At 69.1% G+C, this 13,409-nt stretch carries 13 protein-coding genes; 4 read left to right on the forward strand and 9 right to left on the reverse strand.

Going from position 1 to position 13,409, the window contains the following annotated elements; genetic code table 11:
• Nucleotides 1-58: 58 nt before the first annotated feature.
• The 6 genes from KXR53_RS06420 to glpD are packed head-to-tail and all read right to left on the reverse strand — an operon-like array spanning nucleotide 59 to nucleotide 5,705.
• Nucleotides 59-337 carry a DUF2160 domain-containing protein gene (locus KXR53_RS06420; protein ID WP_437374270.1) on the reverse strand — a complete coding sequence of 93 codons (279 nt, stop codon included), beginning with the start codon at nucleotides 335-337 and terminating at the stop codon, nucleotides 59-61.
• Between the two features lie 12 nt (nucleotides 338-349).
• Nucleotides 350-1,153 (reverse strand): carbohydrate ABC transporter permease, encoded by an 804-nt coding sequence (locus tag KXR53_RS06425; protein WP_437374271.1) that lies wholly within the window; start codon nucleotides 1,151-1,153, stop codon nucleotides 350-352.
• On the reverse strand, nucleotides 1,150-2,022 hold the full coding sequence (locus KXR53_RS06430; RefSeq protein ID WP_437374272.1) for a carbohydrate ABC transporter permease: 873 nt from the start codon (nucleotides 2,020-2,022) through the stop codon (nucleotides 1,150-1,152). Before KXR53_RS06430 ends, KXR53_RS06425 begins: the two co-directional genes overlap by 4 nt.
• 2 nt (nucleotides 2,023-2,024) lie before the next feature.
• Nucleotides 2,025-3,098: an ABC transporter ATP-binding protein gene (locus tag KXR53_RS06435; RefSeq protein WP_437374273.1), complete on the reverse strand. Its 1,074-nt coding sequence runs from the start codon at nucleotides 3,096-3,098 to the stop codon at nucleotides 2,025-2,027.
• A 4-nt stretch (nucleotides 3,099-3,102) separates the two neighbouring features.
• Nucleotides 3,103-4,185: an ABC transporter ATP-binding protein gene (locus KXR53_RS06440; protein ID WP_437374274.1), complete on the reverse strand. Its 1,083-nt coding sequence runs from the start codon at nucleotides 4,183-4,185 to the stop codon at nucleotides 3,103-3,105.
• Nucleotides 4,182-5,705, reverse strand: coding sequence for a glycerol-3-phosphate dehydrogenase (gene glpD, locus KXR53_RS06445; RefSeq protein ID WP_437374275.1), 1,524 nt, complete (start codon nucleotides 5,703-5,705; stop codon nucleotides 4,182-4,184). Before glpD ends, KXR53_RS06440 begins: the two co-directional genes overlap by 4 nt.
• Before the next feature lie 297 nt (nucleotides 5,706-6,002).
• On the opposite strand from glpD, the gene KXR53_RS06450 reads away from it, so the two are divergent.
• Genes KXR53_RS06450 through KXR53_RS06465 form a run of 4 tightly spaced genes read left to right on the forward strand, consistent with a single transcriptional unit; the run spans nucleotide 6,003 to nucleotide 9,805 of the window.
• Complete coding sequence (locus tag KXR53_RS06450) at nucleotides 6,003-7,007, forward strand: sulfate ABC transporter substrate-binding protein (RefSeq protein WP_437374276.1); 1,005 nt, start codon at nucleotides 6,003-6,005, stop codon at nucleotides 7,005-7,007.
• On the forward strand, nucleotides 6,970-7,857 hold the full coding sequence (gene cysT, locus KXR53_RS06455) for a sulfate ABC transporter permease subunit CysT (RefSeq protein ID WP_437374277.1): 888 nt from the start codon (nucleotides 6,970-6,972) through the stop codon (nucleotides 7,855-7,857). The genes KXR53_RS06450 and cysT overlap by 38 nt, the downstream gene beginning before the upstream one ends.
• On the forward strand, nucleotides 7,845-8,735 hold the full coding sequence (gene cysW / locus KXR53_RS06460) for a sulfate ABC transporter permease subunit CysW (protein ID WP_034853514.1): 891 nt from the start codon (nucleotides 7,845-7,847) through the stop codon (nucleotides 8,733-8,735). The genes cysT and cysW overlap by 13 nt, the downstream gene beginning before the upstream one ends.
• Entirely contained in the window at nucleotides 8,735-9,805 is a 1,071-nt protein-coding gene (locus tag KXR53_RS06465) for a sulfate/molybdate ABC transporter ATP-binding protein (RefSeq protein ID WP_437374278.1), read from the forward strand. Before cysW ends, KXR53_RS06465 begins: the two co-directional genes overlap by 1 nt.
• Before the next feature lie 17 nt (nucleotides 9,806-9,822).
• Here KXR53_RS06465 and KXR53_RS06470 read toward each other — a convergent pair whose 3' ends face one another.
• The 3 genes from KXR53_RS06470 to lepA all read right to left on the reverse strand — a co-directional run bounded on the left by KXR53_RS06470 (nucleotide 9,823) and on the right by lepA (nucleotide 13,094).
• Nucleotides 9,823-10,791 carry an MBL fold metallo-hydrolase gene (locus KXR53_RS06470; RefSeq protein ID WP_437374279.1) on the reverse strand — a complete coding sequence of 323 codons (969 nt, stop codon included), beginning with the start codon at nucleotides 10,789-10,791 and terminating at the stop codon, nucleotides 9,823-9,825.
• Nucleotides 10,792-10,882: 91 nt separating this feature from the next.
• Complete coding sequence (locus KXR53_RS06475; RefSeq protein WP_437374280.1) at nucleotides 10,883-11,194, reverse strand: hypothetical protein; 312 nt, start codon at nucleotides 11,192-11,194, stop codon at nucleotides 10,883-10,885.
• 91 nt (nucleotides 11,195-11,285) lie between these two features.
• The gene (gene lepA, locus KXR53_RS06480) at nucleotides 11,286-13,094 is read right to left on the reverse strand and encodes a translation elongation factor 4 (RefSeq protein WP_437374281.1); all 1,809 of its coding nucleotides are present in this window, start codon (nucleotides 13,092-13,094) and stop codon (nucleotides 11,286-11,288) included.
• Nucleotides 13,095-13,409 lie beyond the last annotated feature (315 nt).

Consider the following 13,409-nt stretch of genomic DNA (forward strand, 5'->3'; position numbering starts at 1 on the left):
CTATAGATGTTGAAACCAGCACTCCCTGCCCCGCATGCCGGGGCCGGTCCGGACAAAATCATCCGAACCGCATCACCGCGATCATCCACACCACGGCGATCGCGGAGCCGTACCAGAGGCTGCCCGAGGCCAGACCGATCCAGGCGAGATGGATGTAGGCGGCGCCGAGCAGGCCGATGAACAGCCGGTCGCCTGGGGTGGTGACCAGCGGCAGCAAGCCGCGCCGCGGCACCGAGGGCGAGGCCAGCTGCCACACCGTCATCAGGACCAGGAGCGCCGCGATGCCGCCGAAGAACCAGGCGGTGGGCGGCGTCCAGGCCATCCAGTCCAAATTCATGCCGCGGCCTCCTCACACCCGGCCCAGGGCGAAGCCCTTGGCGATGTAGTTGCGGACGAACCAGATCACGATCGCGCCGGGCACGATGGTCAGCACGCCGGCGGCGGCCAGCAGCGACCAGTCCATACCGGCGGCGCTGACCGTGCGGGTCATGGTGGCTGCGATCGGCTTGGCCTCGACCGAGGTCAGGGTGCGGGCCAGCAGCAGCTCGACCCAAGAGAACATGAAGCAGAAGAAGGCGGTGACGCCGATGCCGCCGCGGATCAGCGGCACGAAGATGGTCAGGAAGAAGCGCGGAAAGGAGTAGCCGTCGATATAGGCGGTCTCGTCGATCTCCTTCGGCACGCCGGACATGAAGCCTTCGAGAATCCAGACCGCCAGCGGCACGTTGAACAGGCAGTGCGCCAGCGCCACGGCATAGGGCGTGTCGATGAGCCCGAAGGCGGAATAGAGCTGGAAGAAGGGCAGCAGGAACACCGCCGGCGGCGACATCCGGTTCGACAGCAGCCAGAAGAACATGTGCCGGTCGCCGATGAAGCGATAGCGGCTGAAGGCGTAAGCCGCCGGCAGCGCCACCAGCACGGAGACCACCATATTCATCAGCACATAGGTGATCGAATGGATGTAGCCGGAATACCAGGACGCGTCGGTGAAGATGGTGGCGTAGTTGGCGAAGGTCGGGGTCTGCGGGAACAGCGTGAACCCGGACAGGATTTCGCGGTTCTCCTTCAGCGACATGGTCACCAGCCAATAGATCGGCAGGGCCAGGAAGGCCATGTACACGATCAGGATGACGGCGCGGGTGCGGCGGTTCATGGCGCGTCGGCTTTCCCGATATTGGTGATGACCGTGTAGAACAGCCACGAGAACAGCAGGATGATCAGGAAGTAGATGATCGAGAACGCCGCCGCGGGCCCCAGGTCGAACTGGCCGACCGCCATCCGGGTCAGCTCCTGGCTCAGGAAGGTGGTGGCGTTGCCGGGCCCGCCGCCGGTCAGGACGAAGGGCTCGGTGTAGATCATGAAGCTGTCCATGAAGCGCAGCAGCACCGCGATCAGCAGCACGCCCGACATCTTCGGCAGCTGGATATAGCGGAACACCGCCCAGCGCGAGGCGCCGTCGATCCGCGCCGCCTGGTAGAAGGCGTCCGGGATCGACCGCAGCCCGGCATAGCCGAGCAGCGCAACCAGCGAGGTCCAGTGCCAGATGTCCATTACCAGCACGGTGATCCAGGCGTCGAAGGTGTCGGCGGTGTAGTTGTAGTCGAAGCCCAGGCGGTTGATCAGCACGCCGGCCAGGCCGATATCCGGCCGGGCGAAGATCTGCCAGATCGTGCCGACCACGTTCCAGGGGATCAGCAGCGGCAGCGCTAGCACCACGAGGGTGACCGAGACCGCCCAGCCGCGCGCCGGCATGCACAGCGCGACCAGCACGCCGAGCGGGATCTCGATCGCCAGCACGCAGAAGCTGAAGATCAGCTGCCGCCCCAGCGCCGCCTGCAGCCGGTCGTCCTGCAGCACCTGCTCGAACCATTCGGTGCCGACGAAGACGCCTTGGCCAGGGCCGAAGATGTCCTGCACCGAATAGTTCACGACCGTCATCAGCGGGATGATGGCGCTGAACGCGACCAGCAGCACGACCGGGACGACCAGGAACCAGGCGGCGTTGTTCGGGGTCTTTTCCATGATCAGCCCACCAGCCTGCCGTCGGCGTAGAGAAGGGTGCGCTCCGGCGGGAAGCGCAGATGCGCGTCGTCGGCGGGGACGCCGCGGCCCTCGGCCAGCTTGGCCTTCACCGTGGCGGCGCCGAGCCGGAGCGTGACGATCAGATGCGTGCCGAGGTCCTCGACTCCGGTGACGGTCGCCGGCACGCCGCTGTCGGCGATCTCCAGAAACTCCGGCCGGATGCCGAGCTCGAGCTTGCCCGCGGCTTTGTCGAGTCCGGCGAGCGCCGAATCCGACAGCGGGATGCGCGCGCCCTCGACCACCGCCGCGCCCTGGTCGACGGCGCAGGGCAGCAGGTTGATGCCCGGACTGCCGATGAAATAGCCGACGAAGGTGTGGGCCGGCCGCTCGAACAGCTCCTGCGGAGTGCCGAGCTGCACCACCTGGCCCTCATACATGACGATCACCTCGTCGGCGAAGGTCAGTGCCTCGAGCTGGTCGTGGGTGACGTAGATCAGGCTGGTCCGCACCTGCTCGTGCACCTGCTTCAGCTTGCGCCGCAGCTGCCATTTCAGATGCGGGTCGATGACGGTCAGCGGCTCGTCGAACAGGATCGCGGCCACGTCCTTGCGCACCAGGCCACGGCCCAGCGAGATCTTCTGCTTCTGGTCGGCATCCAGGCCGCGGGCGCGGCGCCGCAGCACCGGCGTCAGCTCCAGCATCGCCGCCACCTCGGCGACGCGGGCCTCGATCTCCGGCTTCGGCAGCTTGCGGTTGCGCAGCGGGAAGGCCAGGTTCTCGGCCACCGTCATGGTGTCGTACACCACCGGGAACTGGAACACCTGGGCGATGTTGCGCTGCTCCGGCGACGCCTGGGTCACGTCGCGGCCGTCGAACAGCACCTGGCCCTGGCTCGGCGTCACCAGGCCGGAGATGATGTTCAGCAACGTGGTCTTGCCGCAGCCGGAGGGGCCGAGGAGGGCATAGGCGCGGCCGCTCTGCCACACCATGTCCATCGGCCGCAGCGCGTAATCCGCCGGATCCGTCGGGTGCGGACGGTAGCTGTGCGCCAGGGCCTTCAGTTCAATGCGGGCCATGCGGTCACCTGGTCCGGGCCGGGGCGGCGGCGAGCCGCCCGGCCGGGTCGAAGACGTAGATCCTGGCGGGGTCGATCGCGACCGTCACCGGCTCGCCGAGCGGGTGCTTGTGCACGCCGGGCTGCTGCGCCACCCAGGGCCGGTCGCCGAAATGGAAATGGACATAGGTCTCGGAGCCGCTGATCTCGGCCAGCTCGACCTTGGTCGTCACCGTGGCCTCGCCCGGGCCGCCGGCGCCGAGGCGGATATGGCCCGGCCGGACGCCGACGGTGCAGGGACCGGCCGCCAGCCCGGCCAGGTGCCCCGCCAGCGGCAGGGCGACGCCGTCGATGAGACGGAGCGTGCCGTCCGCCACCTCGGCGGGGCCGAGATTCATCGGCGGGTCGCTGAACGCCTCGGCCACCCGGGTCGAGGCCGGGTGCTGGAACACCTCGACCGTCGGCCCTTCCTGCAGCAGCCTTCCCTCGTCCAGCACCGCGGTGCGGCCGCCCAGGATCAGCGCCTCGGCCGGCTCGGTGGTGGCGTAGACCACGACCGACTTGCCGCGGCGGAAGATCTCGGACAGCTCAGCCCGCAGCTCCTCCCGCAGCTTGTAGTCGAGATTGACCAGCGGCTCGTCCAGCAGCAGCAGGCCGGCATCCTTGACCAGCGCCCGGGCGATCGCGGTGCGCTGCTGCTGCCCGCCCGACAGCTCGCCCGGCAGCCGCTCCAGGAACCGGTCGATCCGCAGCATCGCCGCGGTCTCGCGCACCCGGCGGTCGATCTCGGCCCGGCCGAGCCCCTTGAGCCGCAGCGGCGAGGCGATGTTGTCGTAGACCGTCTTCGACGGGTAGTTGATGAACTGCTGGTAGACCATGGCGACGTCGCGGTTGCGCACCGAGACGCCGGTGACGTCGCGGCCGTCGGCCAGGACCCGGCCGCGGCTCGGCCGCTCCAGCCCAGCCATCAGCCGCATCAGCGAGGTCTTGCCGGCCTGGGTGCGGCCCAAGAGCACGGTCAGCGTGCCGGGCTCGAGCGCGAGGTCGAGCGGATGGATGTGGGTCTCCGCCCCGACCTCCCGGGTCACGCCTTCGAGCACCAGCGTCACGACACGACCCTTTCCGCGGGCTGGAAGTTGCGGGCCCTGAGCCAGTCGGCGATCGCGCCATGCGATTCGGCCGGGATGTGCAGCCCCAGCTTGGACCGGCGCCACAGCACGTCCTCGACGGTCCGCGCCCATTCCTGGTCGACCAAATAGTCGAGCTCGGCCTCGGTCAGCCCGGCGCCGAAGTCGCGGCCCAGATCCTCCAGGCTCCTGGCCGAGCCGAGCAGCCGATCGACCCGGGTACCGTAGGCGCGGGCCAGGCGGCGGGCCAGCGGCCCCGGCAGCCAGGGCCGGGCGGCGCGCAGCTTCGCCAGGAAGCCCTCGAAATCGGCATCCGGGATGTCGCCGCCGGGCAGCCATGCCGCGGCGGTCCAGGGTTTGGCCTTGATGCCCATCACCGGCGCCAGCTTCTCCAGCGCATGCTCGGACAGGCGGCGGAAGGTGGTGATCTTGCCGCCGAACACCGACAGGGCCGGGGCCTGCCCCTCCGGCGCGTCCAGCTCCAGCACGTAGTCGCGCGTCGCCTGCGTCGCGCTGGACGAGCCGTCGTCATAGAGCGGCCGGACGCCGGCATAGCTCCAGACCACGTCGTCCGGTGTCGGGCCGTCGGTGAAGCAGCGGCCGACCGCCTCGCACAGATAGGCCGTCTCCTCCGGCGTGACGGCGACGCCGGCCGGGTCGCCCTGGTAGTCGAGGTCGGTGGTGCCGATCAGCGAGAACTTCCCTTCATAGGGGATGACGAAGACGATGCGCCGGTCGGCATTCTGCAGGATGAAGGCCTCGGGCCCATCATACAGCCGCGGCACGACGATATGGCTGCCTTTGACCAGGCGGACCCGGCTGGCGCCGGGCAGGCCGACCGTGTCGTTCAGCACATGCTTGACCCAGGGGCCGCCGGCATTGACCAGGCCGCGCGCCGAGACCTGCCGTTCGCTGCCGTCGGCGCCGCGCAGGGTCGCGGTCCAGCGGCCGTCCCGGCGCCTCGCGGCGACGCATTCGGTGCGGGTCAGGACCTCGGCGCCGCGCTCCTTCGCGTCCAGCGCCGCCAGCGTCACCATGCGGGCGTCGTCGACCCAGCAGTCGGAATATTCGAAACCGCGCGTCAGATGCGGCCGCAGCACCCGGCCGATGGCGCCGCCGCGCAGCTTCAGCCCGTGGCTGGCCGGCAGCATCTTGCGGCCGCCGAGATGGTCGTAGAGGAACAGGCCGATCCGCACCATCCAGGCCGGCCGCATCGACCGGTCGTGCGGCAGCACGAATCGCAGCGGCCAGATGATGTGCGGCGCCGCGCGCAGCAGCACCTCGCGCTCCATCAGCGCCTCGCGGACCAGGCGGAACTCGTAATATTCGAGGTAGCGCAAGCCCCCGTGAATCAGCTTGGTCGAGGCCGAGGAGGTGGCCCCGGCCAGGTCGGCCTTCTCGCAGAGCAGGACCGACAGGCCGCGCCCGGCCGCGTCGCGCGCGATGCCGACGCCGTTGACGCCGCCGCCGATGACCAGGAGGTCGTACAGCACCTCAGCCACGTTTCCCGCCTCTGTTTGCGGCCGCGCCGCTTACAATATTCGCAAACGAAAATCTGCATCGCCGGGCGTTCCGATGCAATCGGAATTCGCGGCAAATGCGCAGGATCTGCCAAGGTGAGCGGTTCGCATGTGCGAAAGCGAAGGCACTGATCGCGATAATATCGCAATCATATGTGAAATTATGAATCGACCGATAAGATTTTATGTGAAATAGAGATTGCCTTCGCCGCCTTTCCTCGCCTAACTGTCCCCGACGCCGCGATACGCATCAACCAAGGGACCATCGGAGGTCGAGTCATGCGGACCATGACCACTCGGCTGCTGGCCGCGGCGGCCGTCGCGCTGGCTGCGGCCACGGCGCAGGCGGCCGAGATCAGGCTGCTCAACGTCTCCTACGATCCGACGCGCGAGCTGTACAAGCAGGTCAACGCCGCCTTCGCCGAGCAGTGGACGGCCAAGACCGGCGACACCGTCACCGTCGAGGCCTCGCATGGCGGGTCGGGGGCCCAGGCGCGCTCGGTCATCGACGGGCTGCAGGCCGATATCGTCACCCTGGCGCTGGCCTACGACATCGACGCGATCGCGGCGAGGGGGCTGATCGACAAGGACTGGGTGAAGCGGCTGCCGGACAACAGCGCGCCCTACACCTCGACCATCGTGTTCCTGGTGCGCAAGGGCAACCCGCTGGGGATCAAGGACTGGCCCGACCTGGCCAAGGAAGGCGTCCAGGTGATCACCCCGAACCCGAAGACCTCGGGCGGGGCGCGCTGGAACTACCTCGCCGCCTGGGGCTATGCCCTGAAGCAGCCGGGGGGCAACGACCAGACCGCCCAGGACTTCGTGCAGAAGATCTACGCCAACGTCCCGGTGCTGGACACCGGGGCCCGCGGCTCCACCACCACCTTCGTCCAGCGCGGCATCGGCGACGTGCTGATCGCCTGGGAGAACGAGGCCTTCCTGGCGGTGAAGGAGCTGGGCCCCGACGAGTTCGACATCGTCGTGCCGTCGGTCTCGATCCTGGCCGAGCCCTCGGTCGCGGTGGTCGACAAGGTGGCCGACGCGCACGGCACCCGCGCCGTGGCCCAGGCCTATCTCGAATTCCTGTACTCGCCCGAGGGGCAGGAGATCGCCGCCAAGAACTTCTACCGGCCGCGCTCGCCCGAGGTGGCAGCGCGCTACAAGGACACCTTCCCGGCCGTGAATCTGTTTACCATCGACGATGTCTTCGGCGGCTGGCAGAAGGCCCAACAGACGCATTTCTCGGATGGCGGCACCTTCGATCAGATCTACCGAAAGGGCTAGGGAAAGAGCCAGGGAGAGTCCGGCCCCGGCGGCGCGCCATGTCGGCGTGCTGCCGGGATTCGGGCTGACCCTCGGCTTTTCCCTGACCTATCTGGCGCTGCTGGTCCTGCTGCCGCTGGCGGCGCTGGTGATCCGGCCCTGGGAGCTCGGGGTCGAGGGCGTCTGGCGGGTGGTGTCCTCGCCACGCACCTTGGCGGCGCTCAAGGTCAGCTTCGGCCTGGCGCTGCTGGCCGCGGCGGTGAATGTCGTCTTCGGCACGCTGGTCGCCTGGGTGGTGACGCGCTACCGCTTCTGGGGCCGGCCGCTGATGAACGCGCTGATCGACCTGCCCTTCGCCCTGCCGACGGCGGTGGCGGGCATCGCGCTGGCGTCGCTGTACTCGCCCAAAGGCTGGCTCGGCGGGCCCTTGATGCAGCTGGGGATCAAGGCCGCCTTCGGCCCGCCCGGCATCTTCATCGCCCTGGTCTTCATCGGCCTGCCCTTCGTGGTGCGCACGGTCGAGCCGGTGCTGGAGGACCTGGACCGCGAGATCGAGGAGGCCGCCGCCACCCTCGGCGCGCGGCGCTGGCAGGTGGTCTGGCGCGTGGTGCTGCCGTTGCTGTCGCCGGCGATCCTGACCGGCTTCATCCTGGCCTTCGCCCGCGCGGTCGGCGAATATGGCTCGGTCATCTTCATCGCCGGCAACATCCCGGGCGTGTCGGAGATCGCGCCGCTGCTGATCGTGATCCGGCTGGAGGAGTACGACTACGCCGGCGCGGCCACGATCGGCGCGGTGATGCTGCTGGCCGCCTTCGTCATCATCCTGGTGATCAACCTGCTGCAGCGCTGGAGCCGCAAATGGGCGGACTGACCCGCACGCTGGCGGCCGCGCGCACCCGGCTGAAGCCCGCCGAGCGACCGTGGGAGGAGCCCTTCGGCATCCGCCTGGCCCTGATCGCGATCGCCGTGGTCTTCCTCGGCCTGTTCCTGGTGCTGCCGCTGGCCGTGGTTCTCACCGAAGCGCTGCGCCGCGGCATCGACGCCTATCTGGAGGGCATCGGCAGCGACGATTCGCTGGCGGCGATCCGCCTGACGCTGACGGTCGCCGCCATCGCCGTGCCGCTGAACACGATCTTCGGCCTGGCCACCGCCTGGGCCATCGCCAAGTTCGAGTTCTGGGGCAAGAGCCTGCTGACCACGATCGTCGACCTGCCCTTCTCGGTCTCGCCGGTGATCTCCGGCCTGATCTATGTGCTGCTGTTCGGGGCCAATGGCTGGTTCGGCCCGTTCCTGGAGGCGCACGGCATCCGGGTGATCTTCACCGTCACCGGCCTTGTCATCGCCACCATCTTCGTCACCCTGCCCTTCGTGGCCCGCGAGCTGATCCCGCTGATGCAGGACCAGGGCACGGACGAGGAGGAGGCGGCGGTGCTGCTGGGCGCCAGCGGCTGGCAGACCTTCTTCCGGGTGACGCTGCCCAACGTCAAATGGGCGCTGCTGTACGGCGTGCTCTTGTGCAATGCCCGGGCGATGGGCGAGTTCGGCGCCGTCTCGGTCGTCTCCGGCCACATCCGCGGCCAGACCAACACCATGCCGCTGCAAGTCGAGATCCTCTACAACGAGTACAATTTCGTCGGCGCCTTCGCCGTCGCCTCGCTGCTCGCCGGCCTCGCTTTGGTGACGCTGGTGCTGAAGACCCTGCTCGAATGGCGGTTCCGCTCGGACCGCCACGACTCCGCGGAGAGCTGATGCCGATCGCCATCCAAGGCCTGACCAAGCGCTTCGGCCCGGTCTACGCGCTCAACGAGATCGAGCTGGAGGTGCCGGACCGCGCCTTTGTCGCCCTGCTCGGCCCCTCGGGCTCGGGCAAGACCACGTTGCTGCGCATCGTGGCGGGGCTGGAGCGGGCCGATGCCGGGCACATCCTGGTCGACGGCGCCGACATCGCCGCGGTCAAGCCGCGGCAGCGCCGGATCGGCTTCGTGTTCCAGCACTACGCCCTGTTCCGGCACATGACGGTGTTCGGCAACATCGCCTTCGGCCTGCAGGTGCGGCCCGGCGCCACCCGCCCGCCCAAGGCCGAGATCGCGGGCCGGGTCGAGGAGCTGCTGGAGCTGGTCCAATTGCCGGGCCTCGCGCGGCGTTACCCCCGCCAGCTCTCGGGCGGCCAGCGCCAGCGCGTCGCCCTGGCCCGGGCGCTGGCGATCGAGCCCAAGCTGCTGCTGCTGGACGAGCCCTTCGGCGCGCTCGACGCCAAGGTGCGGAAGGAGCTGCGGGTGTGGCTGCGCGAGCTGCACGACCGCACCGGCCTGACCAGCCTGTTCGTCACCCACGACCAGGAGGAGGCGCTGGAGCTGGCCGACCGGGTGGTGGTGCTGCGCGACGGCCGGATCGAGCAGCAGGGCGACCCGGCGGCGCTGGTCGACAACCCGGCCACGGCCTTCGTCTCCAGCTTTCTCGGCGACGTCAACCGCCTGCCCTGCACGGTGGCGGGGCCGGATGCGGTCGAGGTCGCGGGCCTGCGGCTGCCGGCCGATGTGCGCGGCCTCGCCGCGGGCAGCAGGGCCATCGCCGACATCCGGCCGCGCGCCATCCGGCTGCTGCCGGCCGGGACGGCGGGCAACAATCTCGTCGCCGGCACCGCCCGCCGGGTGCTGCACAGCGCCACCACGGTGACGGTGGAGGCCGAGACGCCGCTGTCGTCCGACCCGATCCGGATCGAGGCCGACCGCTACGCCCCCGACCTGCCGGCGCTGTCCATCGGCGACCCGGTGGCGTTGCGCCTGCCGCCCCCCTTCGTCTTCGCCGAGGAGCGGTAAGGCCGCGCCCCTGTCGCTCAGGGCTGCCAGAAGGCCGGCACGAACTCGTAGCCCTCGCCCGCCCGGCCGACATGGCCGATGCCGGGGAAGGGAAGATGCATGCCGGCGACCAGCACGCGGTCGGCGGCGACCTGGTCCAGCACCCGCTTGCGGCTGGTGATCGCGGCCTGCTGGTCGACGTCGAAGTTGATCGCCCAGTCTGGCTTGGCGAACTGCAGCGCCGCGGCGTGCACGATGTCGCCCCAGATCAGCAGCCGGTCGGCGCCGGAAGCGACCTCGACCATGCTGTGGCCCGGGGTGTGGCCCGGCGCCGCCAGGATGCGGATGCCGGGCGCGAGCTCCGCCTCCTTGCCGAATCGGCTCAGGCGATCGCCCGCATAGGGTTTCACCGCCGCCCGGGCCATGGCGAAGTAGGGATGCATCTCGGCCGGGGCGCGGGACAGGATGCCGTCATCGGTCCAGAAGGCATATTCCGCCTCGGCCACCGCCAGCTCGGCCTTGCCGAAGACGGCGGCGCCGGCCGGGTCGATCAGGCCGTTGGCGTGGTCGGCGTGCATATGGGTCAGCACCACCAGATCGACATCGGACGGGTCGACGCCCGCGGCCTTCAGATTGGCGCCGACCTTGCCGAGGGTCGGGCCCAGGGTCGTGGCGGTGCCGGTGTCGACCAGAACCAGCCGGTCGCCGGTGTTGATGAGATAGGCGTTCACCGCGGTCGGGATCGCGGCGGCCGGCTGGAAGGCGCGCTGCAGCAGCGCCTCCGCCCCGGTGCGGTCGGCGGCGGGAAACTGGTCGAGCTTCAGGTTGATCATCCCGTCGTTGATCGCCGTCACCTCGAAGGCGCCGACCTTGAAGCGGTAGAGGCCGGGGACCTGCCCGGCGGCCGGCACCGCCCGGGCCAGGGCGGGCTGCGGCAGGGAGGCGAGCAACGGCAGGGCCGGGGCGGCGAGGGCCGAGGCCAGGACACGACGGCGGGCGATGGGCATGGCAGGTCTCCGGGGTGAGTCGCGATGGACCGGACCCGGAGAGGCTAGCCGAAACGCAGCACGAACACAGCAGAAACGAAACAGGGTCGAGTCAGGGCAGCTTGCCGGTCGGTGGATGCACGGTGCGGAAGGCGGCGACCAGGCTGACGGCTTCGCTGCGCGTCGCCAGGCTGATCCGCGGCTTGCCGGCGGCGATGTCGGCCTTGAGATCGGCCAGCAGAGCGTTGATCCGGCCGAGCAGCTCCTCATGCTTCAGCCCGGCCCGCTCGTGCTCGAGGCTGCGGTCGTCGGAAACGGTCTGGAACAGGGAGCCGAGCCAGTCCACCAGCTCGTCGGCGCGGCTGAACAGCTTCTGCCGGCCGTCCTCCTCATAGACGATCACCGGCTCGATCTCGGTCGCCATGGCGCAGCCCTCCCGGGAGTTGCGATCCGCATCGCGGGCGATGCCTGAATTGCAACAGCGGGACGGGGCAAGGGTTCCGTGTCCCCGCCGGCTACTGGTCTCCCATCTTCAGCGCGGCGATGAAGGCGCTCTGCGGGATCTCGACCTCACCGAACTGGCGCATCCGCTTCTTGCCTTCCTTCTGCTTGTCCAGGAGCTTGCGCTTGCGGCTGACGTCGCCGCCATAGCACTTGGCCAGCACGTCCTTGCGCAAGGCCGAGATCGATTCGCGGGCGATCACCTTGCCGCCGATCGCCGCCTGGATCGCGATCTTGAACAGCTGCTTCGGAATCAGGTCCTTCAGCCGCTCGCAGAGCTGGCGGCCGCGCCGGTCGGCCTGGCTGCGATGAACGATCATCGCCAGAGCGTCGACCGGCTCCTGATTCACCAGGATCGACAGCTTCACCAAGTCGCCCTCGCGGTACTGGTCGAGCTGGTAGTCGAAGCTGGCATAGCCGCGGCTGATCGACTTGAGGCGGTCGTAGAAGTCGAACACCACCTCGTTCAGCGGCAGCCGGTAGACCAGCATCGCCCGGCCGCCGACATAGGTCATCTCCACCTGCTCGCCGCGCCGCTCGGTGCACAGCTGCAGGATGCCGCCGATATACTCGTCCGGCAGCATGATCGTGGCCTTGATCCAGGGCTCCTCGATCCGGTCGATCCGCATCACCTCCGGCATGTCGGCCGGGTTGTGCAGGTCCATGACCGTGCCGTCGGTCATGTAGAGCTTGTAGACGACGGACGGCGCCGTGGTGATCAGGTCGAGGTCGAACTCGCGCTCCAGCCGCTCCTGGATGATCTCGAGATGCAGGAGGCCGAGGAAGCCGCAGCGGAAGCCGAAGCCGAGCGCGGCCGAGGTCTCGGCCTCGAAATGGAAGCTGGCGTCGTTGAGGGCGAGCTTGCCCAGGCTGTCGCGCAGCCGCTCGAAATCGCCGGAATCGGTCGGGAACAGGCCGCACCAGACCACGGGGACCGAGGGCTTGAAGCCCGGCAGCGGCTTCTCGGCCGGGCGGCGGTCCTCGGTGATGGTGTCGCCGACCTTGGTCTCGGCGATCTCCTTGATCCCGGCGGTGACGAAGCCGACCTCGCCGGGCCCCAGCTCGCGGACCTGCACCGCCTTCGGCGTGAAATAGCCGACGCGGTCCAGCTCGCGCGCGGCGCCGGTCGCCATGAAGCGGATCTTCTGGCCGACCTTCAGCGTGCCCTCGACCACCCGCACCAGGATGACGACGCCGAGATAGGGGTCGTACCAGCTGTCGATCAGCAGCGCCTTCAGCGGCGCCTCGGGATCGGCCTGCTTCGGCGGCGGCAGGCGATGGACGATCGCCTCCAGCACCTCGTCGATGCCGAGCCCGGTCTTGGCCGAGATCGGCACGGCGTCGGAGGCGTCGAGGCCGATCACGTCCTCGATCTGCTGCTTCACCCGGTCCGGCTCCGCCGCCGGCAGGTCGATCTTGTTGAGGACCGGCACCACCTCGTGATTGGCGTCGATCGCCTGGTAGACATTGGCCAGGGTCTGCGCCTCGACGCCCTGCGAGGCGTCGACGACGAGCAGCGAGCCCTCGCAGGCCGCGAGCGACCGGCTGACCTCATAGGCGAAGTCGACATGGCCGGGCGTGTCCATCAGGTTCAGCTGATAGGTTTCACCGTCGCGGGCGGTGTAGGCCAGGCGCACGGTCTGCGCCTTGATGGTGATGCCGCGCTCCCGCTCGATGTCCATCGAATCCAGGAGCTGCGCCTTCATCTCGCGCTGCTCGATGCCGCCGCAGCGCTCGATCAGGCGGTCCGCCAGGGTGGATTTGCCGTGGTCGATATGGGCGATGATCGAGAAGTTGCGGATATGGTCCTGGGGAAAGCTCATCGCATGCGCCTGGAGACGTGATCGGGCCGGACGATAAGGGCACCGGCGGTCCGGCGCAACGCCGCGGGCTAAGCCCGCATTTCTCAGACCCCTTGTGCCCTGCGCCGTCGTCCCATGCCGGCAGGGCAGGAGAGCGGCGCAGCGCGATGCGGGGACATCGGGCAAGCCGCTCGACGCACCCTGCCGGCATGGGGCGACGGCCCGGAGGGTCGTCTTGCGGCGGCCGCCTGCGGGGGCGGGCCGCTCGACCGTAGTGCCGCTACGCTCTTCGCGTCCCGCCCCCGCATCCGACTCGCCGCAAGGCGACGCAGGGCG

Source organism: Inquilinus limosus (assembly GCF_051487185.1).
In the GTDB taxonomy this organism is placed as follows: domain Bacteria; phylum Pseudomonadota; class Alphaproteobacteria; order DSM-16000; family Inquilinaceae; genus Inquilinus; species Inquilinus limosus_F.